The sequence below is a fragment of the Rhizobium sp. AN68 genome (assembly GCF_030758035.1).
In the GTDB taxonomy this organism is placed as follows: domain Bacteria; phylum Pseudomonadota; class Alphaproteobacteria; order Rhizobiales; family Rhizobiaceae; genus Agrobacterium; species Agrobacterium tumefaciens.
This window is the reverse complement of record NZ_JARWMI010000002.1, coordinates 764,068-790,360: the sequence shown is the minus strand read 5'-3', so window position 1 is coordinate 790,360 and position 26,293 is coordinate 764,068. Positions and strand designations below refer to the sequence as shown.

Annotated in this window: 26 protein-coding genes and 1 pseudogene; 13 read left to right on the top strand and 14 right to left on the bottom strand. The window is 55.9% G+C overall.

From position 1 onward, the window contains the following. Positions 1 to 9 precede the first annotated feature (9 nt). The 7 genes from RBH71_RS07040 to RBH71_RS07010 form a co-directional block, all read right to left on the bottom strand. On the bottom strand, positions 10 to 1,215 hold the full coding sequence (locus RBH71_RS07040; protein ID WP_003511266.1) for a glycosyltransferase family 4 protein: 1,206 nt from the start codon (positions 1,213 to 1,215) through the stop codon (positions 10 to 12). Between the two features lie 88 nt (positions 1,216 to 1,303). After that, positions 1,304 to 2,827, bottom strand: coding sequence for an O-antigen ligase family protein (locus RBH71_RS07035; RefSeq protein ID WP_111803036.1), 1,524 nt, complete (start codon positions 2,825 to 2,827; stop codon positions 1,304 to 1,306). A 69-nt stretch (positions 2,828 to 2,896) separates the two neighbouring features. Continuing rightward, on the bottom strand, positions 2,897 to 3,556 hold the full coding sequence (locus tag RBH71_RS07030; protein ID WP_111801056.1) for a hypothetical protein: 660 nt from the start codon (positions 3,554 to 3,556) through the stop codon (positions 2,897 to 2,899). 10 nt (positions 3,557 to 3,566) lie between these two features. Further along, positions 3,567 to 5,822 carry a polysaccharide biosynthesis tyrosine autokinase gene (locus RBH71_RS07025; protein WP_111801057.1) on the bottom strand — a complete coding sequence of 752 codons (2,256 nt, stop codon included), beginning with the start codon at positions 5,820 to 5,822 and terminating at the stop codon, positions 3,567 to 3,569. 130 nt (positions 5,823 to 5,952) lie between these two features. Further along, entirely contained in the window at positions 5,953 to 6,861 is a 909-nt protein-coding gene (locus RBH71_RS07020; RefSeq protein WP_111801058.1) for a hypothetical protein, read from the bottom strand. Between the two features lie 186 nt (positions 6,862 to 7,047). Then, on the bottom strand, positions 7,048 to 8,166 hold the full coding sequence (locus RBH71_RS07015) for an acyltransferase family protein (protein ID WP_111801059.1): 1,119 nt from the start codon (positions 8,164 to 8,166) through the stop codon (positions 7,048 to 7,050). Between the two features lie 140 nt (positions 8,167 to 8,306). Further along, a complete protein-coding gene (locus tag RBH71_RS07010) occupies positions 8,307 to 9,635 on the bottom strand; it encodes a hypothetical protein (RefSeq protein WP_111801060.1) in 1,329 nt (442 codons plus the stop codon). Positions 9,636 to 10,103: 468 nt separating this feature from the next. Here RBH71_RS07010 and RBH71_RS07005 point away from each other — a divergent pair, with 468 nt between their 5' ends. The 4 genes and pseudogenes from RBH71_RS07005 to RBH71_RS06990 all read left to right on the top strand — a co-directional run bounded on the left by RBH71_RS07005 (position 10,104) and on the right by RBH71_RS06990 (position 15,526). Then, a complete protein-coding gene (locus RBH71_RS07005; protein WP_019564824.1) occupies positions 10,104 to 11,339 on the top strand; it encodes a glycosyltransferase family 4 protein in 1,236 nt (411 codons plus the stop codon). Positions 11,340 to 11,500: 161 nt separating this feature from the next. Beyond that, positions 11,501 to 12,988 carry a lipopolysaccharide biosynthesis protein gene (locus RBH71_RS07000; RefSeq protein WP_111803035.1) on the top strand — a complete coding sequence of 496 codons (1,488 nt, stop codon included), beginning with the start codon at positions 11,501 to 11,503 and terminating at the stop codon, positions 12,986 to 12,988. Then, positions 12,973 to 14,299 (top strand): annotated as a pseudogene (locus RBH71_RS06995) (polysaccharide pyruvyl transferase family protein). Before RBH71_RS07000 ends, RBH71_RS06995 begins: the two are co-directional and overlap by 16 nt. Positions 14,300 to 14,308: 9 nt before the next feature. Continuing rightward, positions 14,309 to 15,526, top strand: coding sequence for a glycosyltransferase family 4 protein (locus RBH71_RS06990; RefSeq protein ID WP_111809712.1), 1,218 nt, complete (start codon positions 14,309 to 14,311; stop codon positions 15,524 to 15,526). A gap of 54 nt (positions 15,527 to 15,580) precedes the next feature. Here RBH71_RS06990 and RBH71_RS06985 read toward each other — a convergent pair whose 3' ends face one another. The 3 genes from RBH71_RS06985 to RBH71_RS06975 all read right to left on the bottom strand — a co-directional run bounded on the left by RBH71_RS06985 (position 15,581) and on the right by RBH71_RS06975 (position 17,669). After that, positions 15,581 to 16,372 carry a metallophosphoesterase family protein gene (locus RBH71_RS06985; RefSeq protein ID WP_111801063.1) on the bottom strand — a complete coding sequence of 264 codons (792 nt, stop codon included), beginning with the start codon at positions 16,370 to 16,372 and terminating at the stop codon, positions 15,581 to 15,583. A gap of 240 nt (positions 16,373 to 16,612) precedes the next feature. Continuing rightward, positions 16,613 to 17,218 (bottom strand): transglutaminase-like cysteine peptidase, encoded by a 606-nt coding sequence (locus RBH71_RS06980; RefSeq protein WP_111801064.1) that lies wholly within the window; start codon positions 17,216 to 17,218, stop codon positions 16,613 to 16,615. 148 nt (positions 17,219 to 17,366) lie between these two features. Further along, positions 17,367 to 17,669, bottom strand: coding sequence for a hypothetical protein (locus RBH71_RS06975; RefSeq protein WP_003511249.1), 303 nt, complete (start codon positions 17,667 to 17,669; stop codon positions 17,367 to 17,369). A 321-nt stretch (positions 17,670 to 17,990) separates the two neighbouring features. Between RBH71_RS06975 and RBH71_RS06970 the strand changes: the two genes are divergently transcribed. Beyond that, positions 17,991 to 18,548, top strand: a complete 558-nt coding sequence (locus RBH71_RS06970) for an HNH endonuclease (RefSeq protein ID WP_111801065.1) — start codon at positions 17,991 to 17,993, stop codon at positions 18,546 to 18,548. Positions 18,549 to 18,579: 31 nt separating this feature from the next. Here RBH71_RS06970 and RBH71_RS06965 read toward each other — a convergent pair whose 3' ends face one another. Further along, complete coding sequence (locus RBH71_RS06965; RefSeq protein ID WP_013761732.1) at positions 18,580 to 19,095, bottom strand: disulfide bond formation protein B; 516 nt, start codon at positions 19,093 to 19,095, stop codon at positions 18,580 to 18,582. Between the two features lie 569 nt (positions 19,096 to 19,664). Between RBH71_RS06965 and RBH71_RS06960 the strand changes: the two genes are divergently transcribed. After that, on the top strand, positions 19,665 to 20,627 hold the full coding sequence (locus RBH71_RS06960; protein WP_323687230.1) for a hypothetical protein: 963 nt from the start codon (positions 19,665 to 19,667) through the stop codon (positions 20,625 to 20,627). A gap of 179 nt (positions 20,628 to 20,806) precedes the next feature. Then, the gene (locus RBH71_RS06955) at positions 20,807 to 21,301 is read left to right on the top strand and encodes a hypothetical protein (RefSeq protein WP_323687229.1); all 495 of its coding nucleotides are present in this window, start codon (positions 20,807 to 20,809) and stop codon (positions 21,299 to 21,301) included. 49 nt (positions 21,302 to 21,350) lie between these two features. Here the strand turns inward: RBH71_RS06955 and RBH71_RS06950 are convergent, their stop codons facing one another. The 3 genes from RBH71_RS06950 to RBH71_RS06940 form a co-directional block, all read right to left on the bottom strand. Continuing rightward, positions 21,351 to 22,121, bottom strand: a complete 771-nt coding sequence (locus tag RBH71_RS06950) for an FRG domain-containing protein (RefSeq protein ID WP_323687228.1) — start codon at positions 22,119 to 22,121, stop codon at positions 21,351 to 21,353. A gap of 69 nt (positions 22,122 to 22,190) precedes the next feature. Further along, entirely contained in the window at positions 22,191 to 22,778 is a 588-nt protein-coding gene (locus RBH71_RS06945; protein WP_323687227.1) for an SLATT domain-containing protein, read from the bottom strand. After that, positions 22,775 to 24,079, bottom strand: coding sequence for a nucleotide-binding domain-containing protein (locus RBH71_RS06940; RefSeq protein ID WP_323687381.1), 1,305 nt, complete (start codon positions 24,077 to 24,079; stop codon positions 22,775 to 22,777). The genes RBH71_RS06945 and RBH71_RS06940 overlap by 4 nt, the downstream gene beginning before the upstream one ends. Positions 24,080 to 24,419: 340 nt before the next feature. Here RBH71_RS06940 and RBH71_RS06935 point away from each other — a divergent pair, with 340 nt between their 5' ends. The 6 genes from RBH71_RS06935 to RBH71_RS06910 all read left to right on the top strand — a co-directional run bounded on the left by RBH71_RS06935 (position 24,420) and on the right by RBH71_RS06910 (position 26,171). Next, positions 24,420 to 24,659 (top strand): hypothetical protein, encoded by a 240-nt coding sequence (locus RBH71_RS06935; RefSeq protein WP_323687380.1) that lies wholly within the window; start codon positions 24,420 to 24,422, stop codon positions 24,657 to 24,659. A gap of 64 nt (positions 24,660 to 24,723) precedes the next feature. Beyond that, positions 24,724 to 24,927, top strand: a complete 204-nt coding sequence (locus tag RBH71_RS06930) for a hypothetical protein (RefSeq protein WP_323687379.1) — start codon at positions 24,724 to 24,726, stop codon at positions 24,925 to 24,927. Further along, entirely contained in the window at positions 24,900 to 25,235 is a 336-nt protein-coding gene (locus RBH71_RS06925; protein ID WP_323687226.1) for a hypothetical protein, read from the top strand. Before RBH71_RS06930 ends, RBH71_RS06925 begins: the two co-directional genes overlap by 28 nt. Beyond that, complete coding sequence (locus RBH71_RS06920) at positions 25,232 to 25,540, top strand: hypothetical protein (protein ID WP_323687225.1); 309 nt, start codon at positions 25,232 to 25,234, stop codon at positions 25,538 to 25,540. Before RBH71_RS06925 ends, RBH71_RS06920 begins: the two co-directional genes overlap by 4 nt. A gap of 62 nt (positions 25,541 to 25,602) precedes the next feature. Next, entirely contained in the window at positions 25,603 to 25,848 is a 246-nt protein-coding gene (locus tag RBH71_RS06915) for a BrnT family toxin (RefSeq protein ID WP_323687224.1), read from the top strand. Continuing rightward, entirely contained in the window at positions 25,848 to 26,171 is a 324-nt protein-coding gene (locus RBH71_RS06910; protein ID WP_323687223.1) for a BrnA antitoxin family protein, read from the top strand. The genes RBH71_RS06915 and RBH71_RS06910 overlap by 1 nt, the downstream gene beginning before the upstream one ends. Positions 26,172 to 26,293: the final 122 nt, after the last annotated feature.

Sequence of the window (26,293 nt, the reverse complement as noted above, 5' to 3'; positions counted from 1 at the left end):
TCTTGCGGCTCATGCCCTGATGCCGCTGCGCAGCTCCGAATAAAGCGTTTCGTATGCCCCGATTACCCGTTCGGGCGCGACGCCCTGCGAAATGCGCGCTTTGGTTTCCGGTGTTTCAGCGAGAATGGCGGGGTTGCGCATCGCGTCAGTGATGCGGGCGGCAAGCTCGGCGGCGTTGCCCGGCGTGAAAAGGCGTTCCGGCCGGTCCCGACCGATCTGTTCGGCGACACCGGCGAGATTAGCGCCGAGAACCGGCACACCGCGTAGAATAGCTTCAGCGACCGTGCGCCCGAAAGCCTCTGGCCAGAGTGGTGGAACGATCAGACAATCTATACCGGCGAAGAAACTATCGGCGTCCACGTAGCCGGGAAATTCGACCGGAAGGTTGGCGGTTTTTTGCTCGTAGGCTTCGATGCCGCCCGGCGCGCGACCCGCCATGACCAGTCGCCAGCCCTTCGGCGGCAGGAGCGGCAGCGACTCGATCAGGAGATCTGCACCCTTGGGCGCCTCGATGCGGCCCAGATAGCCGAAAACAAGCGGGTCCCCAGGCGCGCGTGGAATGCGCTGTGTCTGTGAAGCTGGCGGCGCGATGGCATTCCAGATGACCGTGCGGCGGCTTTCCGGTACATGGGTGAAAAAGCCGGCCTGCACATGGCGCTCGACAATATCGTGGCCGACACCGGCGACAGCGTCGACGGCGCATTGGCAACGCCGGTGCAGGTAAGAGAAGGCGCGGCATTTTTTGCTGGTGCCGTCGCAGATGTGACCGTCATGAAACAGGGAGCCGTTGGTGCACATGCTGGTGAAATCGTGCAGGGAATGGGCGAGCGGAATGCCGCGCTTGCGGATCATCGGCCAGATCAGCGGTGTCAGCTCCGACAGCGAATGGGTGTTGACGACATCAGGCCGGAAATCATCGATGACGCGGGCAAGCCGGCGCACGAGACCCGGATCCAGCTGCACGGCGATCTTGTAGTATTTTCGCTTCCATCCGGGTTGCTCTTCCCAGTCCCCGATAAAAAACGGCGTGGTATGTCCGAGGCGGTAAACGGCGAAATCATCCCGCAGCTCCACGGCCTGTTGTTTGCGTGAGATCGCCGCCACCGCTACCGTGTGTCCATTCTCCGCCAGCCCGCGCGCTAGGTCTTCCACGAATATCTCCGCGCCGCCGACCCGGTCCGGAGAAAACAGCGACGTTATTTGCAATATCCGCATGCCCAAATTCTCGCGTCTTTGTGTGGTTTGTAATCGTTACAACTATTGCGCATCAGCGAAATGATGGCTGCTGCCCATCCGGACTGATCTAGGCCGGCATTGCGGGATCGCTTGGAGATGGTTCGCGCCGCCGCGACCGGTCCCGTCCAATCCCTGGGGGGTTGAGACAAAGCGTGACGACGGGCGCAAGGAATACGGCGTAAGCCATTGCGAAGCCGGGGATCTGCAGCGAAAAATCGAGTGTCGAATGCAATGCGACGAGCAGCAGCCCGGCAAGGCCGAGATGGGAGGCGTAACGGTAGTTTTTGCGTTTGCGCGCCCCGCGAATAAAAATGGCGAGTTGGACGAGCACGAAAAAAGCCGCATAAAATGGAAATGCGAGGCCGAGCGTCAGCAGTCCCTCGGCATAGACATTGTGGGCGTGGGTGACGATGGCGTCCACCCCGCATTGCGCCGCGTGATAGGGCGCATAGGTTTCCGTAAAGCTTGCAAGGCCGGTTCCCCATGGCCAGCTGTCAGAAATGGCACGCGCGATGCCCGGCATGTAGCAGAAGCGCATGTCGTCTTCCAATCGCGTTTCCATGCGAAGCGCCACGCGATTGGCGAAGAGCAGGAACAGGCCAAGCGTAATGGCGAGCACGATCGCCGCGCGGCGCTTCGTGCCGCGCCGCTTGCGCCGCAGGGCAGCCGCGTTGCGGCCTGTTTTGATGGGTGAGTTGAAGACGGTCAGAAGAATGAGGAAACTCAGTGCCGCAAAGCTTGATGCGATGCCGGCGCGCGATCCGGTCAGCATCAAGGCGATGAAGCAAAAGGCAGTGAGCACGCCGATGAAGGCGGCCTTGCGGATGAGGCGTTTCTGGCCGACCGGAACGGTCAGGCGATTTGCCACCAGCGCCCTGACCATTCCCCAGTCTGGAGCCGTCAGCCGTTTGTGCAGCATCACGACGAGGGTCAGGAGGATGAGACCGAAGAAGGTGGCGGCGGTATTACGGTTGACGAAAAGGCCGGTCAGGCTGCCGAGATAGAAGCGCTTCTGAATGAAGCCGAGTGTTTCTGGAAAAAGCAGAAACTGCACGATTGACAACAGTGCCAGCCATCCGCCGGCAATTGCGAACCATCGCAGCGCTTTTGCCGCGCGCTCGTCGGTATCGAAAATGACGAGGCCGGCCATGAAGGCGCCGAAGGGCATGGCGGCGCTTAACAGGCCGAGCCGATCATCCGCCGGGGTGAGCGAAACCGTGGCGTCGGGTGCGAACTGCATAAACATGGCGGCGGTCGACCAGGCGGGATTGGGTGGAGCAATACCCGGCACAGATGATTGCAGCCACATCTGGATGATGAGTGCCCCCAGCAAAAGGCAGGTCGCCACAAGTGCCAAGCTTGAACCAGCCCGGGGCGGCCCGAACAACAGGATGGCGGGCACGAGCAACAAATAAATTGCAACGGTGACGACGATACGGCTCTCGATTTCGGTTGCGCCGCGATTGAGAAGCGCAAGCAGGAAGATAGCCCAGAAGATGACTATGGCGGCCGTCCGAAAATAGTCTGGAAACGCAACCGGTCGCGGTGGCGATGAGGATAGCGGTTCTGATTGGGCTTCGATGGACGACATTGGCTTTCGGCTTTGCAATAACTGTTGCTGCGACGATGTCTAAGGTAGAGGACGAGGCGGGCCGCTATGTCACGGAAGCGGCACGGTACGTTTCATGCCGGCCTGCGGCTGCTGCGGACAGATCTTCCGCAGGGTCCAGCGCAGGATTTCCCCCTCCTTCCCGCAGACGACTGCCGTGTCCGCATTGCGGGCCGCATCGGCCTGAGGCAGTGTGTCTTTTGGAAATTGCTGCCACATCACGAAGCGCCCGCGTATCAGGTTGGCGTCTGCAGGCCCGTAAAGTTGGGAAAAATTCATCAGAACGGCGATTTCCATTGGCGAGGCGTTACGCAGCGAACGAACCATGGCAAGACGCAGCCACACATCGCCATTTGCAGGCAAACAGGAGAGCGCGTGACGAATATAGCTTTCGGCAAAGCCGAGACGCGCCGCACCGGCCTCCGACGTCGCATCTTGGCCATTTGCATCGAGATCTGCGAGCACGAGCCGTAACCCGGCCTTGACGATATCCGAACGGCAGATTTTCTCCGCAACGACGGGGTGCAGCCCATCGACCGTCTTCGCCAGAAGATCGTGCGCCAGGCCGCTTTTGTCGTCGGCAATTCTTGCCAAGGCGACGACATCGGAAAACCGCCGGGTTTCGGAAAACGCCTGTGCGGCGACGGATAAAACAAACACGGAAACGATGAGAACCGGCACTACCGCGAAGAATTTACGCAGGCCCGCCATTCCGTCCGGCCTAGTCATGGTAATATCGCGTGTAGCGCGCGTGATAATATTCGCTTGAACCGTAAGCCCGGTAAAGCTTCAGCTTTTCCGTGTCCACTTTGTTGAGGATGACACCGAGACACTTCTTGCGGATCTGGACTTCGTTTTCAATCGTATTGCGTACCGCCCTGCGGGCGGTTTTGCCCCATTCTGTGACGAAGACGAAACCGTCGATCCGGCCGGCCATCGCGCGGGCATCCACCACCGGCCCGAGAGGCGGCAGGTCGACGATGATGTAGTCGAAGAGACCGCTCGCTTCGGCCAGCAGTTTGTACATTTGCGCCGATGTCAGCAGCTCGGAGGAGTGCGGTACGCGCTGCTTGACAACCGTTGGCAGGAAAGCGAGCCGCGTCTTTTCGTCGTGCAGCAGCACATCGCGCATATTGCGGCCTTCTAACAGCACTTCGAGCAGGCCTTCTGCAGCATGGCGCCCCAAAGCGCGCGTGGCGCCCGGGTTGCGAATATCCGCATCCAGCAGAAGAACCCTTGCTCCCTGTCCGGCCAGAAGCTGAGCCAGATTGATGGAGATCGTCGATTTGCCCTCGCTCGGCAACGCCGATACGACGCCCACCACCCGCGCGCCGGTTTTCGGGGGAATGCCGAGATCTATCGCAAGACGCGTGCTGCGCAGCGTTTCGGCGAAGGATGACAGCGGGTGATCGACAGTGTAGCGGGCAACGCTGGACGGGCGTGTGGCGGTAGGCGGCCCCTCCTGTCCCTTTGGCAACACATCCGTGCCCGGCTTGCTCTGGACGAGCGGGGTGTTGCCCAGAAATTCCAGCCCGAGAACGTCGCGAACCTGTTCTCCGGTGCGGAAGAAACGGTCGCGGAACTCGCGAAACATGGCGATGCCGCCGCCGGCCGCGGCGCCCATGATCATGAACAGCGCCAAAAGTAGCGGTTTGTTCGGTTTGCTTGGAATGTTGGGCGGAACTGCCCTCGAAATCACGCGTGCTTCCGTTACGGGGAACGATTGCTGCTGCATCGCTTCCTGATAACGCTGCAGGAAGGTCTGATACATGTTCTTGTAAGTTTCCGCCTCACGCTGCAATTCGCGAAGCTGAACCTGGGTCTGGCTGGCCGAGTTGCTGACGCTGGTAGCCTTGGCAACGCTCTCCGCAAGTGATTTCTCTCTTGCTTCTGAAACCTCCAGATCGCTCTTGTAACTTTGCGCAATACGGCTGATTTCCTGGAACATCAGCCGGCGGTATTCCTGCATTTCGTTGCGCAGACGCACCGCCTGAACATGGTTGCTGCCAAGCCTGCGGGTGATTTCCGTTTCGATCTTCGAGGATTCGAGATATTTCTTGCGCAGATCGTTTGCGACCGAGCTCTCGAGAATGTCGGTGACGACGGCGTCGACATCGTCCGTGGCAAGGATATGTTCGATGCGTTGTACCCGCGCTCGCGACCTGGCTGTTTCCGACTGCGCCAGAATAAGCGCGCTGTTGGATTCGGCCAGTTGCTGATCGGAGAGCAGGCCGTTATTGCCAGTCTCGATCAAGCCGTGTTCGGCGCGAAATTTCTGTACGGCAAGGTCGGTGTCGAGTGCCCGCTGACGCAACTCGGCAATACGGTCGGACAACCAGTCGCTGGCCCGCTTCGTCGCCTCGTATTTGGAGTTCAGCTTGTCCACCAGATAGGCCGACGCCACCGCATTGACGATCTGGGCGGCTAGAACCGGTGATGTCGAGTTGTAGGTCAGTTCCAGCGCGTAGGTACGGCCGATACGCTTGACGCTGAGACCGTCCAGCAGCCGGTCCGACAGCGCCCGCTTCAGGGTGCCGTCATCGATGACGGCCTCTTTTGCCGGCGAGAACCACTGCGAAACGTTGACGAGCGAACGGATGGTGCCGAATATCGAACTCAGAAGCGAGGCGCGGTTTGCCCTGAATTCCTGATTTTCCGTCAGGTTCAAACTGTCGACGACGGCAATCCCGATGGTTTCCGATTGCAGGACCTCGACCTGGCTGAGAATGGAAGCCTCGTCCTCCACGACGCCGCCGATCGTCGAAAGCTGCTCGACGACTTGGCTGTTGTTGCGGTCGATCAAAAGGGTAGCCGAAGCTGAATAGATCGGAACGGACGTCGCGGCATAAGCGAGACCGATTGTCCCGGCAATGGCGACTGCCGCGAGGACGACGCGCCACTGTCGGCGGACCGTGGCAAGAACGGCGTCTATATCGATAAAGTCAGCTGTAAATCCGCTTTTGTCGATATCGGCCATAGTCAGGGGATCGTGCCTTTGCAACAACTGTCAGCCTCGCTCTTTTTGGCGGGCGTGGCACCCGCCAAGTCTCGGTTGCATGGTAGGACAGGCGGCCGCCATTCCCGCAGGAAGGGCGGCAAAACCGGGTTCAAACGGGACTTGTGCTGACTGGCGTGCTGGTGCTGCCGGTTGAAAGGGGCGCGGCAAAGAAGTTGTTGGTTGTGGTGGTTCCGCCGCTGCCGGTGCTGCCACCGCTGCCGCCACCGCCAACCGGTGCGGCTCCGCCGCCGGCCTGTGCCGTACCGGCTGGTGAGCCCGCCGCTCCCGAGCCGCCAATGCTGTTGCCGCTTGCAGGTGAAGAGCCTGCGCCACCGATCGGTGAGGCAGCAGCTGCAGCTGCCGCAGGCGCTGCCGGACCGGCCGCCGTTCCCTGAACATTTTCGCTAAAGGCGATCAGAAGATCGGAGGGCACGCCGGCACCCTTGGTCTGCAACTGGATTGCGGCGGCAAGTATCGTGTTGCCCCTCTGCATCGCCGTAGAATAGGCGAGTGCCAGACCTTCGCCGACAACTTCGGAGAAGTCCTTGTTGCCGACCTTCTGGGCCAGTGCGACGATGGTGGGCAACTGGCTGGAGTCGCTCAGGATCAGGCCAGAAAGCTGTTCGGAGAACTGCGCCGCGCTGGTGGAAACGGCAATGATCGGAAAGCCGTTCGTCACCTTTCCCGTCATGTCGGCGTTTGCCGCATCGGTGCTGGAAGCGATGCCGGCCAGATCCTTGACCGTTGCCTGCGTCGGAGACTGCTTGAACAGTTCCGCGGCAGCAAGGGAAACCGTGTCCGGATTGGAGCTGTTAACGCGAGCCAGAAATGCGGCGTTGGTTTCGTCGGCGGCCTTTACGGGTGCGCCAGTTGTCGCAGTCTGTACCGGCGGCGTCTGCTGCCCGGCAGCTGGCGGCGCTGGTTCCACGTTCTGGGCGTTGGCGACTGCGGAAAAAAGACCGAGGCTGGTGATCAATACCGCACCAGTGAGCGTCGAGCCAATACGAAGGCGGGACATCACAACTCTCCAAATTTTTAAAAAATACGATTTTAAGTAAGCTGAAATGCTGAATATGGTTATCCAACATCTAAAATTTTCTTTTTAAATCGCACAGCCCTAGCTAACGATCAAGTGCTAAAATAAACTTGTGAACGGAACTTCGGGGTATACTTAACAGCAGAAACGAGGACTTTTCTCTGGGCGTCAGGACACGGCGACTTTTCGCCGGGGTGTTATCAGCCGGTCACGAAGCCAGATATTTGCGGGCGTTTCGACAAGGACGTGAAATGTGTGGGCGATGGCGATGGTGCTGGCGACGACGATGAGATAGACGACATTTTTCCACTCCTGCGGCCAGGTGATGCCGCCGGAAGCAACCAGGAATACCCGAAAGATGAATGGGTGCAGAAGGTAAAGCGCGTAGGAGGAATCGCCCAGTTTCGCCAGTGGCTGCGCAAAACGGGGCAGGGAGATGCCCCTGGTCAGGGTTGCCGCGGCCATCAGAAAAATCGCGCCACCGCCAAAAACGAGCAGCCGGGTATAGGAATAACAGCCCGGATTGCATTGGAATTCGAACCTTTTCAGATCGATAAGCGTCCAGATCGCCACGCCGCAAAGGGCCACCGCAATCCCCAGCAAGGGCGGCAGGCGCACGCCGCGCAGGAAAAGCACGGCGAGCAACATTCCCGCCACGAACTCCAGAATGATGGGCTGAAACCAGAAACTAAACGGCAAGGCGAGACTGAAGTTGGAGCCGATGAGCACTGCGGCGAGCAGCACAGCCGCTGTTGTCAGCACGGCGCGTTCCAGCGGCAGGAAGATAAAAACCGCGAATACGACATAAAAAAACATCTCGTAATTCAGCGTCCAGCCCAGATCGATGATTGGAAACGGATAAGCGTCACCATAACCCATGCTGTCATAGGGAATGAAGAGGTAGGAGGTTAGGACGGCCTGCAAGGACGGGAAGGCCTTGGCGCTGAGAAGAACGGCGACCGCGGCCATGGCGAGCCGCATGGTCAACACGAACCAGTAAAGAGGAAGGATGCGGAGAAGCCGGCGCACAAGAAAGGCCGAGCGCCCTCCCTCCGCTGCGAAATACGGCCGGGAGGCATAAACGATGACAAAGCCGGAAATGACGAAAAACAGATCTACGCCCGCACCCAGCCTCAGGAGATGGAGGTTGACGAGCGAGAACTCCCAGTTCACCTGCGCGTGCAGCGCAACAATCATGATTGCCGCCAGGGCGCGCATCATTTGAAGAATATCGAGACGCTGCGCCCCGGAAACAGGCGCTTTTTCAATTTTTTGCATCGTCATCATCTATAAAAAGAAAAAATTTATACAGTAATATTTTGCGCTCGCAGCAGCGAGCAAAAGTGCTCTATTTCAGAAGGCTATCATGCAATAGGCTGACACGATATATAAAATTTGTCGGCCGGAAATTTTCGCCCGCACGCCGTTCAGAAAACCTCCAGCACCGTAAGCTGGTCGCTGACGGAAAGCCGGTATTGCCCACCTTCCTTTGCGATCACCCGCTGGCTTACGGAACCGTCATCGCCGAACCGGTGCGCGATGACTTGGCTATGCGGGCCGGTTACCGAAAAGGCCGTTGCACGTTCGGCTGGCGGATTTTCGATCCGCGCCGGCCATTGCCAGCCGCGTATGCCAAGCCACACCGGGGCGAGCAGCGCGCCGTCTGGTCTTGTCAGGCGCAGGGAAAACCTTTCGGAATCATCGTTGAGGAAAGCGAGGCTGCGTTCCGCTGGCTCTGTTTGTCGACTTGCCTTGCAAAGCGCAAGAAGAGCACGAACGGCCCCGTATGCAGGGGTCCGGCTCAGATCGTGGCGCAGCAGGCCGAAGGACGATTCCGGATTTGTCTCGTCTTCGGCAAAGCTGGAGACCATTTCATAGATGTAAGCCCGGCGGATGCCGCTGATGAAGGACCACAGGAGCGTGCGCGGCATGTAGCGCGCCTTGATGCCTTCGGTGACGGGAAAATGGAAGGTCTTCGGTTGCAGTGAGGTGTGGTACCCGATCTCAGTGGCGAGCACCGGCCGGCCGGCTGCTATATGCGCCGAGGCCGCGACAGATTTGGAGAGCGCCCCCGGCCCAGTCGTTTCGGGATGTTCCATTCCGGCGTAGGGGTGAATATTGCCGAAGTCGCATACGTTCTGCAGGTTTAGCGCCAGCGCCGTATTCGCCTGGATATAGCTTGGCGCGACAAGCGGTACGTTGCTCACGGCCGGAGTTGAGCGGATCGTTGCAAAAAGTGCAGCCTGATGCTCTGCCGAAATGCGCGGCGCATTGGCCGGGTCTTTCGTCAGCGTCGGTTCATTGCTGCCTTCGAAAACTTCGATGCCGCCGTCGCACCAGTCGTAGAAATCGGCAATCCTGTTCAGTGGCGTTGAGACGTAGGGGTTGAGATTGTCGTAACAGATGATCGTGAGGCGAACGTTGGCCGCCACAATCCTGCGCAGGCGCTGGAAAGCCGGGCTGTTGCGGCTGTCCCTTACGGTAATCAGTCCCTCGTCACGCAAGTGGCCCACACCAAGCGCTTCCAGTTCAGGCAGGATGCGCTCGAAGCTTTCCGGATAAATGCCGTTCGTGCGGGCGAAATGGCCACACACGCCCACACTGTCCAAAAAGGCTTCCGTGCTGGCCGAAAAAACGGATTGAGTCTGCGCGAAAGCGGGGCGCACACCCGTGGCGGCAACCAGTGCGAAAGGTGCGGCTGAAAGCAGGCCGCGCCGTGTCAGGTGGCCCATGGTGACCGGCTGCTTTCCGTTCATCTGCGTCTCCTGGCCATTCCGGCGAGATTATAAAAAGCAGCCGCGATCATATCGGCGGCGCCTCTCAAGATGTCAGATTGTCTTGGAAGTTTTTGGCATCTTCATTCGCCATCAAATCCATGTTTCTGAAATGAAATAAATATATAAATTAATGATATTATCTGCGGACGAAACAGAATTCACCGCTTCCGCCCGTACGTTTTTTCATATGAGAATGAAGCTAACACGGGACAGGTTCTTTTCGCAACACGGCATGACTTTTGTCGCGCCGCGAAAAAAGCACTTGAAATGCCGTCAGTTCCCGTGCTTTTTGAAAGTGGATTTTTGGTTATTCATATTTTCAAGCGTTAAATCTGCTCTGCCTTTTGTGTTTTTTGCACATGTCTCATTGGTCCCGGAGTATCCGGCAACATGGGCGAGGCCAAGCGGAAGTCATAAATTTTCGATAAGGAAATAGAGCGTATCCGTATGCGAATTCTCCATCTCAGCAGCCTTTATCCGCCGCATATCGTTGGCGGGTGCGAACGCTCGGTCGAACATCTTGCCGAGGAACTCGTCTCCATGGGACATGAGGTCGGTGCCGCCTGCATAGAGCGGCAGGCCGAACCCAAAACGGTGCGCAATGGCGTCAGCGTCTACCGCATGTTCCACAATAACGATTTCTGGCTGGAGGACTGGCCACAATATACGCCGCAGCAAAGGCGTATGCAGAAGATCAAGCAGCAATGGAATTTCAACGTCGAGAAGCAGTTCGAAGCCGTTCTTGACGATTTCAAGCCGGATGTTCTCAATACGCACTCGCTGCTGGATGTGACGACGCTGGTATGGCGGGCGGCGCATAAACGCAACATTCCGATCGTTCACACGATCTGCGAATATGATCTTCTGTGCGGTAACGCCGCCATGTTCAAGGGCGGCAAGCCCTGCGAACACATCCATCTCGGCTGTCAGGTGGTGAATTTCACCAAGAAATTCACGCAGCGCTACATCGGCGCGGTGGCAAGCGTTGGCACGGAAATCCTTAAAACCCATGTCGATCACGGGCTTTTCCATCACCTGCCGGAAAGCATGCGCCGTGTGATCTTTTATTCCTGCACGGTTCCGGAGGGCGACCCGGTCGCACGCAGGCAGATCGACCGAACCGGCAAGCCGATGACCTTCGGCTATATCGGCCGCATCAACACGGAAAAGGGTGTCGGCAACATGGTCGATGCCTTCAGGGAAATCGGCCACGGTAACTGGCGCTGTCTTGTTGCCGGCCACGCGATGGACGATTCCATCGAACGCTTCAAGGCCCAGGCCGGCGACCTGCCGATCGAGTTCGTCGGCTGGGCAAAGCCGAAGGAATTCTTCGAAGAGATCGATGTGCTCATCGTTCCCTCCTTCTGGGCTGAACCTTCGCCGCGCACCATCTACGAGGCTTACGCGATGGGGGTGCCGGTCATCGGTGCGGCCTCGGGCGGCATTCCAGAACTGATCGGCGAGACCAACCACGACTGGCTGTTCGAACCGGGCAACGCCACGGACCTTGCCGCACGCATTCGCCGGGTGTTGACGCTTTCGCGCGAGCAATTGCCGACGGAGGCCGATTTCGGAAATATCGTCGAGGAATCCACCTCGCGCCGGGTGGGTGAGAACTATGTGAAGCTCTACGAGGACGTGCTGGCGAAAAGCAGGGAAAGCCGAACCTTACGCGCATCTTAGACCGGCAACGGACCGGGTCCGTTGCAAGCGTTTCTTCCAAGGAAAGAGCACATGGTAGAAAGCAATATCGGCAAAGTCCGTTTCCCCAAGCTGGACTTCGATCGTTTTCTGGCCGCTGCGGTGGTCGGGCTGTCACGACCGGCTTTGCAGGCGGCAGGTTGATGGCGAAGCAAAGTTCGATAGGCAGCGCCGCGATAACAGGCGTTTTCTGGTCGATCGTCCAGAACTGGGGTGGAAAGCTTTTTACCTCCATTCTTTTCATCGTTCTTGCCCGGTTCCTCAGCCCCACCGACTACGGCATGGTCGCTACGGCGGGCCTGGTTCTGATGCTCATCCAGATGCTGTCGGAGTTCGGTTTCGCAGATGCGATCGTGCAGAAACGAAATCTGGAGCCAAGCGACGTCAATCTGCCATTTTATGTGTCCGTTGCGCTGGCAACGGTGTTTGTCATCGTTGTTTGTCTGCTGTCGCCCAGACTGGAAAGCTGGTTCGAGGTGGAAGGGCTGGCACCGATCATCGTGGCAATCTGCATATTGCTGCCGCTGAATACCGCCTCGCTTTTTCAGGAAGTCAATTATCGGCGTGCGCTCGCGTTCAAGCCGCTGGCAATAAGAACCTTCATTTCGAATATTATCGGCGGTGGCGTTGCGATTGCTTTCGCCATCATGGGCCTGGGCGTCTGGAGCCTCGTCGTTCAGACTTATGTCGCAACCATTGTGACGCTGATCTGGCTCTGGCGCAAACCGCACTGGCTTCCGGGCACCACGCTCAAGCCCGACACTTTTTTCGAATTGCTTCGCTTCGGCTCGTCGGCTCTCGGTTTGCGCATCGTGGATTTCGGAGCCACGCGGCTGATCGACGTCATGATCCTGGGGCGTTACGGGGTTGCTCTCTTTGGGCTCTACACCGTCGGCAGCAGGCTCTATCAGCTTCTCATGCAACTGCTTCAGGCGGCGCTATATGATGTTTCGTTGACGGTGCTGTCCCGCATATCGCACGAGCGGGAGCGCATGGCGGAACTGTACAAGCAATCCATCACCATATCTTCGATCTTTTCGACACCGATCTTCGTGCTCTCGGCTGCGTTGGCGCCAGAGATCTGCAACGTCCTGTTCGGCGCGCAATGGCAGGGTGCCGACGCGGTTGCGCGGCCGCTGCTGCTGCTGGGTGCATTGCAATGCGTCCAGTTTCAAAACGGCCCGTTTCTGTCCGCACGCGGCAGGCCGGATAAGGTGCTGATTGCCGGGACGGTCAAGGCAATCTCTACCATCCTGTTGATATTGCTTGTCCCGACGGAAAACATCCGGGAAATCGTCATCGTGTTTGTCTTCGGGCAGCTCACTTCGACGCCTTTCACATTTTATTTTGTCGCCCGGGAACTCGGCATCAAGCTGTGGAGAATTTTCCTCCTGCTTTTGCCAAGCTTCGGTTCCAGCGGTCTCTGCTTCCTGCTCGTTCAGTGGATGCGACCTGAAGTTAAAATGCTGGGTGCGGGCGACCTCGTATCCGGCATCCTGCTCGGTGGTATGTTTGGCGTCGCATATCTGTTGCTTTTGGCTCTGACCGCGAGAAGCGAGGCCCGGTCCGCCATCGCCCTCATCATGAGCAAAATCGGTTCTCGAAAGGAAAGAAAATGCGCAAGCTCGTGAAAAAAATACTCCCTGCACCACTGCGTCGGAAGCTGGTGCAATATAACGAGCGGCGCAATCTGGATAATGCGGTCCAGCAACTCTTCAATGATCTGCAAGAGCTGAAGCACAGTATCAAGCCTATCAATGTCGGAGATCGGCTGAGCCGGCTTTTGATCGTGGCTGGTGATCCCATCACCCTGTTCGGTTCCGCCGGCGATGACGCGATGATCACGGCGACCGTGCAGAATGCCCGTGCGAGCAATCCCAATGTCGAGATAGACATCCTCGTCGACGGAACGAATTTTGGCGACTCTGCTTTGCAGAGAGGCTTTGTTACCGTCGATATCTTTGGAAAGCCTGACTTCATTCAGGCCCTTGCCCAGCAATTCGCGGTGCGGAAGTACGATTGCATCGTCGTTGTCGGTGCCGACGTGATGGATGGCTATTATCATCCGCTGGTCAGCGCAAAACTTCTGGCAAGCGCTGATCTGGCTGCCGCCGCCGGGATCAAAAACGTTATCCTCGGTTTCAGTTTTAATGAAACGCCGCACCCCGCTTTGGCGAAGTTCTACAGCTCCCTTCATCCGGGGGTGTCGCTCAATGTGCGTGACGTTGTTTCCCTCGAGCGTCTGAACGCCTTTGCCACGGCCAAGGCGGCACTGGTTTCCGATTCTGCATTTAGTCTTGTCCCATCGGAACCCGATGAAGATACGATCTCGTGGATCGCGCGAAAGCGCGCCGAGGGATACAGGGTCATGGGCTTCAATCTGCATCCCATGCTGTTCAAGAATGCGGATAACGCGCAGATCGCGGCGATCATCAGGCGCGGGGCCGAAGCACTGGAGTTCGTTGCCGATGCAAGACCGGTCTGCTGGCTGGTCATTCCGCATGACTACCGGAAAGACGTGGGCGATCAGGCCTGCCTCAAGGCCATTACCGAGCTTGCTCCATCTTCACAGACGGATAGGGTTCGATATCTGGATGGCAGATGGCCAGCCCCGGTTTTAAAAGGCGTTGCCGGTAAACTTGATGGCCTCGTCAGCGGACGCATGCATCTTGCGATCGCTGCGCTGGGCAAGGGCGTTCCTGTGATATGCATTGCGTATCAAGGCAAGTTCGAAGGGCTGTACCAGCATTTCGGTCTCTCCGCGGCTGAGCTGCTTTCCCCCGCCAAGTTCCATACGGATGATGGCATCAAGAATGCCTTGATCAATTTTGTGGATCAGGCCGATGAGATCTCGCGAAAAAGTCGGGAAGAAGCTGCCTGAAATTCTAGACCTTTCCAAAAGGAATTTTCAGGTGTTCGAGACCTTCGCCAAGCAGCCTTGAGTCATTTTCATGAAAGTCGCTTTTGTTTCCGTATTCCCTGCCGTTCCCGCCAACGAGGGTGCGCGGAACAGGATTCTCCAGCTGACACGCGCCGTGCGTAGCCTCGGACATGAAGTGCATTTCGTCTATGTCGATACTCCGATGATAGCTGATTTCGATCCCGCGGCCCATGAGGTCGAGTTTGGGGCCGGACATATGCACGTCGTGTCCAGGGAAACATGCGGGTTTGCAGCACGGCTCATCGACGACTTCAAATTCGAGATTGGGTTGACCGCATTTCGAACCCGTCGGAAAATTCAACGGCTCCTTGGCCGCGACAGCGGTTTCTACAATTACCTCGACGAGTTCTATTATCCGGAAATAGGCAGGCAGGTCCTGGATCTTCAGCGTCGACTCGGGATTAACGCCGTTATCGTCGAATATGCCTTTCACTCGAGAGCTTTTCTTGGGCTGCCGGATGATGTGCTTCGCATTCTCGACACGCACGATTCCTTCGCCGATCGTCACAAGGCGTTCGTGAACACGGCCAACAGATTTGGGTACTGGTTCTCGGTTCCGCCGGACGTGGAATGCAAGGCATTCCGCCGCGCCGATGTCGTTGTCGCCATACAGGAAGAAGAGGAACGTTCGTTCAAGCAGCGGCTGGCAGGAGAGCCGCCGGTGGTTGAAACGGTGAGCCATATTCTGGATCTCGGCCAGAGAGTGGAAGACTTCACTTCCGCTGATTTTCTGTTTCTCGGTTCAGGCAACGACGCGAACGTCATTTCTCTCAATAGTTTCCTTCACAATGTCCTGCCTCTGGTTAGGGCGGCCCGTCCGGACATTCGCCTGGTGCTGGCAGGTAGCATATGTGGCAAGGTCGAGGACATGGAGGGGGTTCTCAAGCTTGGCCGGGTGGAGAACTTGAAGGATGCGTTCACGCGCGCGCCACTTTCCATCAATCCCATCACGCTTGGCACGGGCATCAATATAAAACTGCTTGATGCCCTGGCTGCGGGTGTCCCAACGATCAGCACCCAGACGGGTGTGAGGGGGCTTTCAGAAGGATATCGTGGTGGCGTGATTGTCGTTGAAGATGGAGATCATCAGGCCTTTGCCAATGCCATTGTGCGGCTCTCTTCCAATCGGGAGCAGCGGCAGGAATTGGGAAACAATGCGTTCCTTGATGCTGTCGAATGGAACCGCCGGCAAATGACGGTTCTCGGCAATATTCTGAAGGGCAAATAAATCGCGATTGCGATGCTTCTGGCTGGTGCAACCTGATCCAACGATGGCAAGCCATCAGGCAATAAGTCGCGGCCCCGCTTCCGTGAGCTTTAGAATGGTAAGCCTGCCCGTTGTAAAAGCGCCGGTGTCGATGCCAATCCGTTGCGGACCTGTCTGTGGTTCCGGCGCCGGCGTATGGCCGTGGATGATGAGAAGGTCCAGTCCCGCCCCTTCCGACAGGAAGGGTTCCCTGATCCACAACATGTCCTCATCGGTCTGCGCCTCGAGCGGCACCCCGGGTTTAAGGCCGGCATGAACGAAAAAATAGGGTCCCATGCGGACGCAGATAGGCAGGCTGACTAGAAGTTGCCGATGGGCCTGCGGGATCGCGCCAATCAGCGCATCCCTGAACGGCTGGAGCCGCAGGCGGCCGTTGTTCATGAAGTAGCTGATATCGACCCCGTAGGATAAAAGCGTCTGGCGGCCGCCGAAATCCAGCCAGTGCATGTTGTCCTGCGGATTTTCGAGGAAATCGCTGAAGAGTTGTTCGTGATTGCCGCAAAGCGAGATGCGGCGCAGGGGCGCCGGCGGTGGTTGCAGCAGATGCTGGAGAACACCGCAGGAATCCCGGCCACGATCGACATAGTCGCCCAGAAGAATAACCAGAGCGGGGGATGGATTGCTTGCGAGATCGGCAAGAATTTTCTGTTCCGCCTGCAAAAGCAGATCGAGGCTGCCATGGACGTCGCCAATGGCATAGATCGGAAAAGACGGAGATTTGTCGCCGAGGTCTATTCTGCGCCGCCTCCGGTCGTCGCGGGGGGCTGGCTGTTTACGACCGCGAATCCAGTTGAGCACTTTAGGCATAGATGCCGATACTGTCTCTCTTGCACGAGGTCAAGAGTGTTGAAAGCCAATGCCACAGAGCCCGTAAAACCCGGGTCCATGCAACGGCTGCGGCATCCGCCAAAGCCCTGTCGGACAAAGCTATCCGGGGCAGGGAATTGCGAAAGCCGGTGTCGATTTTCGCAAGGCGCGCCGCGCCAATTGAAGAGGAACGGAGCGCCCCCTTCCTGTTCGAAGATGACTATCCTGTGCGAGATAGACCTAGAGTTTCAGCCAGACACGCGGGTTTTCGTGTGACTGGATCTTGATCCATTTCAGGTCAACCGCTTTCCAAGGTTTGACGACGTTGGTGCGGTTGTCCAGCACCAGATCGCCCTGGCTGGTGCTGACGACCAGAACGGCGTGGCCTATGCCGGTGGAGGTGCGGGCGGTGGCAATGCGCAGGGCGCCCGAGGGCCAGCCGGCGCGCAGAAGGCGTTGCCGCTTGGTCACCGCGTAGTCGTCACAGTCACCGCTTGCGGGGTTCAGATTCCATTCGTCCTGTCCGTCCGCTTCGCTTGTATAGATTATCGATGTGTTGATCTCGGCGTTGATGCGCTGGAGTTCCGTGCGCTTCTGCTTGGTTAGTTCGACCGTGTCGCGATCACCAATCCGGATACATTGGTCGGCGGCGTCGTCGCAAAATTTTGCGAAGGCGATTGGGGCAATTGTCGGGCGGCTTGTCGTCATGAACAGGCCGGGGCGCGATGCGGTCGGGTTCTGCGCCAGGCCCGCAAGCGGGGCGGCCGATGCCATTGTCGCGATGCTTGCCGCCACACTGACGGCAACTGCCAAAGTCTTTGCGAGACGGATTTGTCTCTTCGCCATGTCTCTGCCTCTGCCCGGTTGTTGTCTCTTGTGCATGGCAACATAGCGACCCTTCGTTGCGGGCCGTTTAAGTCGATAGATTGCTTTTTAGCGAAATCCAATTTTATTAAAGCGAGATAGAACAGCGGGGAAACCGGTGCGATTGCGCTTACTTGCAGCGGGTGCGGCCCTCGGCATCTATGATACATGTCTGCTGTGGCACAGCGTTTCGGTACTCACGCCGCGTATCGGTTGAGTTGCTCCGACTTGCCGGCGGCCGGTCGTAATTGCGGTAGACCTCGAAATTGCGCCCGCCGATCGTTCCCTGCGCACCGCCACGGCCATCCGGCGTGACTTCGAAATTCTGGTATTGCTGGGCAGAAGCGGAAGCGGGCAGGCCCATCAGCACGGCAAAGGCGCCAGCCGCCAGGCCCTTCCATAACGCTGCCGTTTGGTGCCTGCGCAAGATCATGGCCGTTTCCTTCCCTCGACAGAACGACAGATACGCATTCTGCTTTCCCAATCGTTCGTCGCGTTGACTATATCACTGATCTCGCATTGAGGGTGAGAACGAATATAGCGTTCGTCGGCAGGCGAATCGCTTCGGTACCGCTGGGGGCATCACCAGATAGTGGCCAGACGACTATCTCGCCGCCCGATTGTCCGGAACGCAAAAAAGACGTTTTTAGAGCTGAAAAATTAAGCTCTTCTCCGATGCATTTATGGGCTTCACAATCCTGTAACAACGGACCTAATATACAAGTGCAGATGCCGAATCGATCAGGAGAAGCCCTTGACGATTGCAGTTTCACCACAGGCCCTGCCGGCGCTCGTTCTGAACGCAGACTACAGGCCACTGAGTTATTATCCCTTGTCGTTATGGTCCTGGCAGGACGCGATCAAGGCCGTCTTTCTAGACCGTGTGAACATCATTGCAGAATATGATCACGCGGTGTCGTCACCCAGCTTTTCCATGCGGTTGCCGAGCGTCGTCAGCCTCAAGACCTATGTCCAGCCCACCCGCAACCCCGCCTTCACACGCTTCAACGTGTTCCTTCGGGACAAGTTCGAATGCCAGTATTGTGGCACGCGGGACGACCTGACCTTCGATCACGTTATTCCCCGCGCCCATGGCGGCGAAACCACGTGGCACAATGTCGTGGCGGCCTGCTCTCCCTGCAATCTTAGAAAAGGCAGCAAACTTCCCACGCAGGCGGGCATGTTCCCTGCGCAGAAGCCCTTCCAGCCGACGGTTCAGGACTTGCACAATAACGGGCGGCTGTTCCCGCCCAACTACCTGCACGAAAGCTGGATGGACTATCTTTACTGGGATACCGAGCTGCAGCCCTGATCCTTTGAGGACTGCAACGCGGCTTTTCGGTTTAACGGCTTTTCCGGCTAGCGCCAAAAAAGGCAACCGCCGCAAGCGCAACGCTTGCAATGACATTCCAACCGGCAAACGAAAGGCCGAGCACCCGAAGTGCAGCGTCGTTGCAGGAGGGTGCCTTGATGGCATTCAGATTGCCAAGCAGGTCACCGGCATTGGTGGTGATGGATGGAGCACCTGTGGCGCAGGTGATAGGCCCCGCCCAGAAACCCCATTCCACACCAGCGTGATAAACACCAAGCCCGGCGCCGATCAGCATCGCCACGCCAATGAGGGCTAGAAGCAGCCGCGTGATCTGAACCGGCAGCTTGAAGATGCTGGTCGCTATGGCCAGAATACCCAACGGAATGGCGTAGTAGTAGGGATCGCGCTGCAAAAGGCACAATGCGCAGGGCGTATAACCGCCAATATGCTGGAAACCGAGGGCGGAGCCGACAGTAAAGATCATTCCCGCCGTTACGCCAAGAGCGGCGAGCGTGCGGCTGTTGTCGGCGGTTGTTGCAGTGGCCATGATGTTTTCCCCAAACTTCACGAAGAAGCAGATATCCCGAACGGGCTTTCAAAAAGGCGGGCGTGATGGCGAAATTAAGTCGCCGGTTCAACGGTGTATTCCCGGATTCGTCTAATCCAGTCCTTTGCATCTGGCAAATGAAAGCCCGGTAATATTCGAGGGGCGAATGAGCAAAGTTTCGTGAGTGTCTTGATGGCCGCGAAGCAATCGACAGGTCTTTTGTGAAGACCCGGATAAAGCGAAGAAAATCAATGCGGTTTTGGAAATGGTACCCCAAGCCGGGCCGCTGATTTTCAATTAAATCAGCGGCTTGTCCGTATTTTGGACACTGAGTTTTACCACGCGCTCATTAGCCTTTTTGGAAAAGTGTCCAAGCATCTACATCTAGAGAAAACACGTTGCAAAATGATCTTACAAATGTAGGTTGAAGGCGGGCGCGGGGATTTCCTCACTTAAATCTAACCGAATAACGGCAGGTAGTTTTGGGGCGAACTTGGATTGGCAATCTTCGAGGAACAGTAGTCGCGAATCTCTTTGCTGAGGTTTCGGAACACAACGGCTCTGCAGTTTTGACTTTGAAAGTTGGATCAGCAGGGGCCGTCACGATCTTTACCGGCGAATTTCCCAGCGCACCCGAAAGCTCGCGTCTTATATTGGAAGCCCAAAACAACCGCGACCTCCGGCTCACGTTTGACATTGCGACGAGTACCGACTCGCAAATTTTTGGTCGATGGGAGTTATCGGACGGCAACTCAGGAGTTTTCGACCTTTTCGCAAGTGATCGCGGCGCAGCTTCTCAGGGCGGGGAGGCGACACCGATCTACGTAACAAACAAATCGATGTCCTTGCCAAGGATAACTTTGTACCGCGACGAGGTTAAAGAGATAATTGCGACAATGAAGCACCTTCTTCCAAGCAACTTTGATGTTTGGATCAAAGCGGGAGACGACGGCCGGGAGGAATTGACGGCGTTCGACAAGGTATTTTGGCAAAAGCCCAACCTGCCGAGAGACGCCACACAGCTTACCTTATCTTTGAGCGAGCCGCCTTCTCCAGTCGCACGCGTTCTCACTGTCTCACTTAGTTCCGAAAACTCGTTTTACTCAGCGTCTGGAATGGATGAGGTGTGGGTGGCTGGGGCAATGCAACGAATGGGGGATGCATTCGAAAATAAGCGGCGATGGTGGAGGTCGCTTTATGAAGTTTACGGACTTAGTTTTAATAGCATTATCCTTATCGTCGCATTTGTCGCAGCGCCGAGCCTTCAAATTATTCCGCGTGCTATATTTACCTTAATAACCCTCCTTCTTATGATTGCGTTTTACTTTCTTCACCGCGCGACAACGAAGATGAAAATTCACTTGAAACACGACTATAAACCGTCGCCGTTGATCGAACTTCCACGCCTTGTCACCGGGGTTATCGGAAGTCTTTTGGTTCCATTTGTTGCATTCCTCGCTGCGCAATTTACAGACGCTCGTCTAGCAGGTTGGCTTGACTGGCTTTCCACCCTCCTTCGAGAAGGGAATTGAGGTCACGTGTTTTGGTTTCCGATTCCAAAGGTCACAGGTTCGAATCCTGTCGGGTGCGCCATATTTTTCAAGGCTTGCAGTGCTCTTTTGAAATTTCGGAAAATGCTACAGGAAGCATATAGGAAGCACGCCATGGGTGGTCTTTCCTTACGTTTGCGATAATTGGAAACATCATCGTTATGGAAGAGACACCTCAAAATCGCTTGAGTGGAAATTTTTACAGGCCAAGATGGCCTTCGCTCAATCCAGGACTTTCGAAAGCAGATCAGCTAAAACGTATTGCTGATAGGGATTCGATAATATTCACGCTGCCTCGTAATACGCTTGTATTCGTCACTTGGTGTACGATTACCAGTGCCGGTTTCGGTTGCCTTTTCAGCCAGCGTAGGCATGAACTAGTGACGTTCGGTCTCTCGTTTATGGCGCTGATTGCTGTAGTGATGGGGGTGAGGTTGTTCCTATCGGTTCTTGAACACCTCAACGCGCTTTTCAACGACCCGTTTGGCGATGGCAACAGAATAGGCACGCGCGCAGCAGTAGTGATGCTCGGTGTTGTAGTTAGTTTCTCTGCTTACGGCTTGGCGTTTGTGGTATCGTCCGCTGTCATCCAAACCTCAAAATCGTGTTGGGTGATGCCGGAGAGCATGTTTAAGCCTCTCCCGCCGGATTTTTAAAAGCAGTTAAGGACTGACAGATGGATCGGAACGGCCCGATATTGGTCCGTTACAATAGGGCACCGGCGCGGGCGCGCCGCGCAATGTCTGCACCAACTCCTTCCAGCCCGGGAAACAAGTTTCTCTGATCCACTCCCATGCCATGCAACAGGTGCCGAAAAGACCTCTTCAAACGCGCCGGAATTATTATTTTGGCGAAGCCGCGATTTTGTTGTGTTCCAGTTAGATATACCCCACCGAGAGCCGAACGTTGATCGAGTGGCACAAAGCGGGCTGTGGCGTCACCATAAGGGTGGACCGTAAAAATCGATTTTTGCGCCGGTATACGGCGATCAATTGCGGGTGGGTAAATGGATGCAGCGGTGTGATGTAGCTGACGACCTCGAAAGGCATCAAAGTACTCGGGATCATAATTTGCGTCCGGCGCTAGCATGAATATCGCCGCATCGTTGCCGCTTTGAAGGTTCTCGGTCGCAAAATAAAGCGCCACAAGTGGGTCAAGCGTCCAGTCTAGGAGGCTCGTAGGAACTCCGAAATGCTGCGCAAGAATTCTATCATTGGTAAACCCACGTTTAATGGCGGGTAGGTAAGGAAGGCCCTGCTCGAAGAACCTACTCACCATATGAGCCTCTAGACTTCCGTAGCTTTCCTCTATGGTCGCCGAATGAATATTGGTGTCGTCAATCCGATAAAGTCCGGGCTGCAAGCTCCATTCAGCGTTTTGCTGACCCCTAAATACGTTTCGCAAGCCCCCGGGCTGGCCTTCAATTATTGCGATGTATGCCGACAAGGAGCCGGCGCTAAGCTCTACCACTCGCATTCGATTAGCAGCCATAGCGTTCGTGATGTGAGGTGCATGATACCGAGTCCATTTCTCTGCTCAACAAATCTAAACAAAACACCGCTCCATCCACATGTGGATGCCAAGTGCCAAAGCACCACAACCAAGCAGCAACAGTATCAGCTTCAATGATAGTGGCAGCATATCTTTCCAAAGCCCAAAATGTAGCTGTTCATCCATCCAACCGATCTGACTTTGGGCAAAGAATTTGTAATGGGCATACCAGTCGCTTAAGAATATCTGCTTGCTGACGGTTACCGTATAAAACTCTCGCTCGACCTCATCGAACTCCAATTTGGCTTGGTCTAAGTCTTTTCCGTTCTGAACGGATCGGTAGATATCTCTCAATCTGTTTTGCAGGAGAAGTAGACGTTTCGCCGTCTGCTCATACTCTGGCGCGTTGTAAAAGCTCATATATAAGCCAGCGACACCCGCTATAAGGAGTATCGCTGACGGAACCCGTGCAGAGAGCTCATCAACGAACAAAGCGAAAGCACCAACGGCAAACGAAAGAAATCCGATCCAGCCTGGAGCCTTAGCGGCAATGTCGTGCGTCGCAAAAGTTTTCCGCGCCCCGAAACCAATATTGTATCCAGTTTCCGCGATAGTCCGCAGAAGCGAGTTTTTATCCATCATCCGCCCTCGCTCTCGTCTGTGATTGGCACATGTATTCGATCCTTTGCGACCACGACACCATTTTGAACCGCGAAGCAATCCACTACATGCTCACCGCGAAACGCGGAATGCTCAATCTTCGAAGGATCTCCGCGTTCGATTTGTCCCCGCACCATGTCCCGCCTGATGGCTTCAGGACCTCGATTCAGAACTTTCCAGTACACGTCGAAGTCGCGCTTGATCGTATGGCTTTCAATATAAAAGCGCAGCATTTTTTCGCGCTTGATGTGCTTCACTGCTCCTAACCGTCTCGCGGCGCGCATCAAAAAAGCCCTAAATCCGTCCTGAGTAACCTCGCATTCGAGACGAAGTGAGTATCTGATATCAACAGGGAATATATCCTCAATAAATTCCTCTGTTCGCATTGGGTGGGATGCAGCCGCAGACGATTTTTCGAGGAGAATACTGCGCGCGCCGTAGGGGAAAGCTCTTCCAAGTAGTGCTCTCCACAAATTGTTTGCAGCAGCGCTTTCGCCAGCTTCCAACGCCTTTATTGCAATGCCCGCGCCCTTTCGGGCTTTCTTCTGAAACTTCTTTTTTACTTTGACATGTTGCCCGCTGCCGAGTGCAGCATAGCGGTCTTGGTCAGGCTGATCGGCTAGAAACCCCAAAAAACCAGCGATCATATTCCCGCATGCGCCGAAACTCGTGTTGTCGAACTGATCTGTTGTCCTCAGATAATTGTATGCCAAAGTATCAATAAGCAGGCCGCCCATTTGCACCCCGTGCTTGTTCTTCCAAGCTCGCGCCATCTTTGCAAGCCGTCTGAGATTTCCGTTTGTATCTCGGTTCAACGAAGCTGTTGCATCCAATTCAGGACGCGGCTTGGTCGTGCGCCAGCCGCCTACCCCGCGCGCATATGGGTAGAGATAATGTCCATGTGAGTCGTTGTACACCGGTTGGACTTCGATCTTGAAATTCGCATATTCCACGACCACGACCAAGGTATCGGGATAAACCTCAGTTCTACGATAACGCGCCTTGATCGCGTTAGCAGCATGCCGAAGCAACTTAGCTTGACCGCCGTCTTTGTAATCATCCCAAGTCCACTCGGGCATGATGTACAGCATATCCAGATCGGAAATACCCTTAATTGCCGTCCAGCGGCCGTACGAGCCGACCTGAAGATTGTTACTATTTCGCGCGTCAGTACTTCGGAACGCCAGATTTAGCGCACGAGTGACCTCACCATATCTCATAGAGATGGTGTCGGCATTATCAATTGCGATATTCTCAAAGAACGTCTTAAAGTCCGCCGCGATGCTAATTTGATCTCTCCCAATATGATTGAGTATAGATTGCTTTCACATACCGTCGTTGCCAAGACTCCACGGGGAGTTGTGCACAGAAGTTATGCAATAAATGATAGCAATCGCTCCTTAAGCAACGTTTTCAAAACCTAGACTTTCAGCTTGGGAAGCTCGATCTATGATAGAAATATCAACGCCTTGCGGGTAAAACTGCGTTTCTCGTGACGAAAATCCATCAACGTTTTCAATAGCGCTGTAAAACTTTTCCGCCCCAAAAACATGGCGGGAGCACTCCATATTGACTCTTTCTTACAATGAGAACATTTATAGAACAAACGAGAGAGCAAATGATATGTCAGACGCCGAAAAGATCATCGTGGTCCAGTTCAAAAAGGGGCGCTACGGGATCGTGCCGGGCGATATGCGCCCTGCAACCAACGCAGCATCCGCCGAAAAAATGGCGAGCGCCATGGCACCGCGCAACATCGGCGTAGCCGCTTATGCCGTCACCGTGGACGAGGAAAGCGGCAGCATGGCTAATCCTCGTCTGCTGGTTCAGCATGGGCAAATTGCCGACCTTATGCCAGACTGATTTATCGGCGCGGGGGCGCGCGCCTTTTCATAACAGGGAAAACTTTGCGGCTCTGAAACAGGAGATTGGAAACGTGCGCCCTAACGCAATCAAACAGCCGGACGATATTGCGGCTTATGTTATCCAGTGTCATGATGGCGATGCTGTAGCCGCCGTGGAAACACTGCTGGACGAAATCCACCATCTGCAAAATCAGCTTTCCATTGCCACCACAGCCATGGGCCGGGGATACACACGCGGATGGAAACCGAGCGCCGAGCGAGAATAGTGCGCCATCGTCGCGGTATCGATTTGACCGGCGGCAACAACGACGACATGCCGCCGAAACCCACCGGTATCTTCGTGCCCCAGCGGGATCATTCGGCGACCTTGGCCGATCTGCCGCAATGGTATGTCGTCGGGGCGCAATGCTGGCGCTGCAAGCGCGTCGGCATGCTGGATAGATGGGCGCTACAGCGGCGCTATGGAAAATTCCGGCCGATTATCTCCATGGAGCCGTCACTACGGTGCCTCGGCTGCGGTAATCGCGAGAAAAACAGTTTTGTTCTGGCGCGAGCAAAGCGGGATTGGCCATGACCTACGAACCAAAGCCCGGCACCTACGGTTATTTATGGGTAGAATGTTACAACGTGACGGCCTACTGCACGCCGTGCAACCGCGTCGTGAAAGTCGATCTAGAGAAAATGCCGCCCGAACAAAGCTATATTAACAGGCGCTGGCGGTGCCAGTTTTGCCACGGATTGGGGCAGGCCAACTTGAGCCCGGATCATTCGCCTCGCGATTCACCAGCCGCGAAACAACGCGATATCGAGCGGACGCGAAGAACGGAAGTTTTGTCCCGGCGGATGATTGCCGCAGATGCTCGAAACGGCACGACCTAGATTGTATATTTTGTACGTACAAAAAGCTTGCGTGGGCCGCGTAATTATTGTACGTACAGATTATGAAAATTACTTATGACGAAACGAAACGGCTGACGAATATCGAGAAACACGGTCTCGATTTTGCCGATTTGACGATTGAGTTTTTTGTAGGCTCTATTGTCGTTCCTGCCAAGGAAAACCGCTTCATGGCCGTAGGTGAGTTTCAGGGCAGCATCATCATCGCGGTGGTGTTTCGCCCGTTAGGTTCGCAGGCTCTGTCCGTCATTTCGATGCGGCCAGCCAGCGCCAAGGAAAGGAGGCTCTAATGCCCGTAAAGTTTTCTTCGAAACGCCCGCTCACTGAGAAGGAAGAGGCGGAAATTCATCGGATGATTGCGTCCGACCCGGACGCCCCGGAAGCCACTGATGAGGAGATGGCGCAAGCAAAGCCCTTCCGTGAGGCCTTCCCCGCTCTAGCCGAAAGTATCGACAGGGAAATTGTCCGCCGAGGCAGGCCGAAAGCTGATGCACCGAAAATGCCGGTTACGATTCGTCTCGATCCTGATGTGGTTGAACACTACAAGGCTATGGGGAAAGGCTGGCAGTCACGCATTAATAGCGACCTGAGAAAGCTATCCGGTCTCCGCTGAGTGACCACACAAAAAAAGCCGCCCGGCGCGAACCGGACGGCTCTTGACCAATTGACGCAGCTCCAGTCAAGCAGTGTAATAGTTATCAAGCGATCTCGGATCATGGCTCTGGTAGCGCATTG

Excerpts from the sequence above, each read along its gene's own strand:
- RBH71_RS07040 (WP_003511266.1), bottom strand. The coding sequence starts at position 1,215 with ATGCGGATATTGCAAATAACGTCGCTGTTTTCTCCGGACCGGGTCGGC.
- RBH71_RS07035 (WP_111803036.1), bottom strand. The coding sequence starts at position 2,827 with ATGTCGTCCATCGAAGCCCAATCAGAACCGCTATCCTCATCGCCACCG.
- RBH71_RS07030 (WP_111801056.1), bottom strand. The coding sequence starts at position 3,556 with ATGGCGGGCCTGCGTAAATTCTTCGCGGTAGTGCCGGTTCTCATCGTT.
- RBH71_RS07025 (WP_111801057.1), bottom strand. The coding sequence starts at position 5,822 with ATGGCCGATATCGACAAAAGCGGATTTACAGCTGACTTTATCGATATA.
- RBH71_RS07020 (WP_111801058.1), bottom strand. The coding sequence starts at position 6,861 with ATGTCCCGCCTTCGTATTGGCTCGACGCTCACTGGTGCGGTATTGATC.
- RBH71_RS07015 (WP_111801059.1), bottom strand. The coding sequence starts at position 8,166 with ATGATGACGATGCAAAAAATTGAAAAAGCGCCTGTTTCCGGGGCGCAG.
- RBH71_RS07010 (WP_111801060.1), bottom strand. The coding sequence starts at position 9,635 with ATGAACGGAAAGCAGCCGGTCACCATGGGCCACCTGACACGGCGCGGC.
- RBH71_RS07005 (WP_019564824.1), top strand. The coding sequence starts at position 10,104 with ATGCGAATTCTCCATCTCAGCAGCCTTTATCCGCCGCATATCGTTGGC.
- RBH71_RS07000 (WP_111803035.1), top strand. The coding sequence starts at position 11,501 with ATGGCGAAGCAAAGTTCGATAGGCAGCGCCGCGATAACAGGCGTTTTC.
- RBH71_RS06990 (WP_111809712.1), top strand. The coding sequence starts at position 14,309 with ATGAAAGTCGCTTTTGTTTCCGTATTCCCTGCCGTTCCCGCCAACGAG.
- RBH71_RS06985 (WP_111801063.1), bottom strand. The coding sequence starts at position 16,372 with ATGCCTAAAGTGCTCAACTGGATTCGCGGTCGTAAACAGCCAGCCCCC.
- RBH71_RS06980 (WP_111801064.1), bottom strand. The coding sequence starts at position 17,218 with ATGGCGAAGAGACAAATCCGTCTCGCAAAGACTTTGGCAGTTGCCGTC.
- RBH71_RS06975 (WP_003511249.1), bottom strand. The coding sequence starts at position 17,669 with ATGATCTTGCGCAGGCACCAAACGGCAGCGTTATGGAAGGGCCTGGCG.
- RBH71_RS06965 (WP_013761732.1), bottom strand. The coding sequence starts at position 19,095 with ATGGCCACTGCAACAACCGCCGACAACAGCCGCACGCTCGCCGCTCTT.
- RBH71_RS06955 (WP_323687229.1), top strand. The coding sequence starts at position 20,807 with ATGGAAGAGACACCTCAAAATCGCTTGAGTGGAAATTTTTACAGGCCA.
- RBH71_RS06950 (WP_323687228.1), bottom strand. The coding sequence starts at position 22,121 with ATGCGAGTGGTAGAGCTTAGCGCCGGCTCCTTGTCGGCATACATCGCA.
- RBH71_RS06945 (WP_323687227.1), bottom strand. The coding sequence starts at position 22,778 with ATGATGGATAAAAACTCGCTTCTGCGGACTATCGCGGAAACTGGATAC.
- RBH71_RS06935 (WP_323687380.1), top strand. The coding sequence starts at position 24,420 with ATGTCAGACGCCGAAAAGATCATCGTGGTCCAGTTCAAAAAGGGGCGC.
- RBH71_RS06925 (WP_323687226.1), top strand. The coding sequence starts at position 24,900 with ATGGAAACCGAGCGCCGAGCGAGAATAGTGCGCCATCGTCGCGGTATC.
- RBH71_RS06920 (WP_323687225.1), top strand. The coding sequence starts at position 25,232 with ATGACCTACGAACCAAAGCCCGGCACCTACGGTTATTTATGGGTAGAA.
- RBH71_RS06915 (WP_323687224.1), top strand. The coding sequence starts at position 25,603 with ATGAAAATTACTTATGACGAAACGAAACGGCTGACGAATATCGAGAAA.
- RBH71_RS06910 (WP_323687223.1), top strand. The coding sequence starts at position 25,848 with ATGCCCGTAAAGTTTTCTTCGAAACGCCCGCTCACTGAGAAGGAAGAG.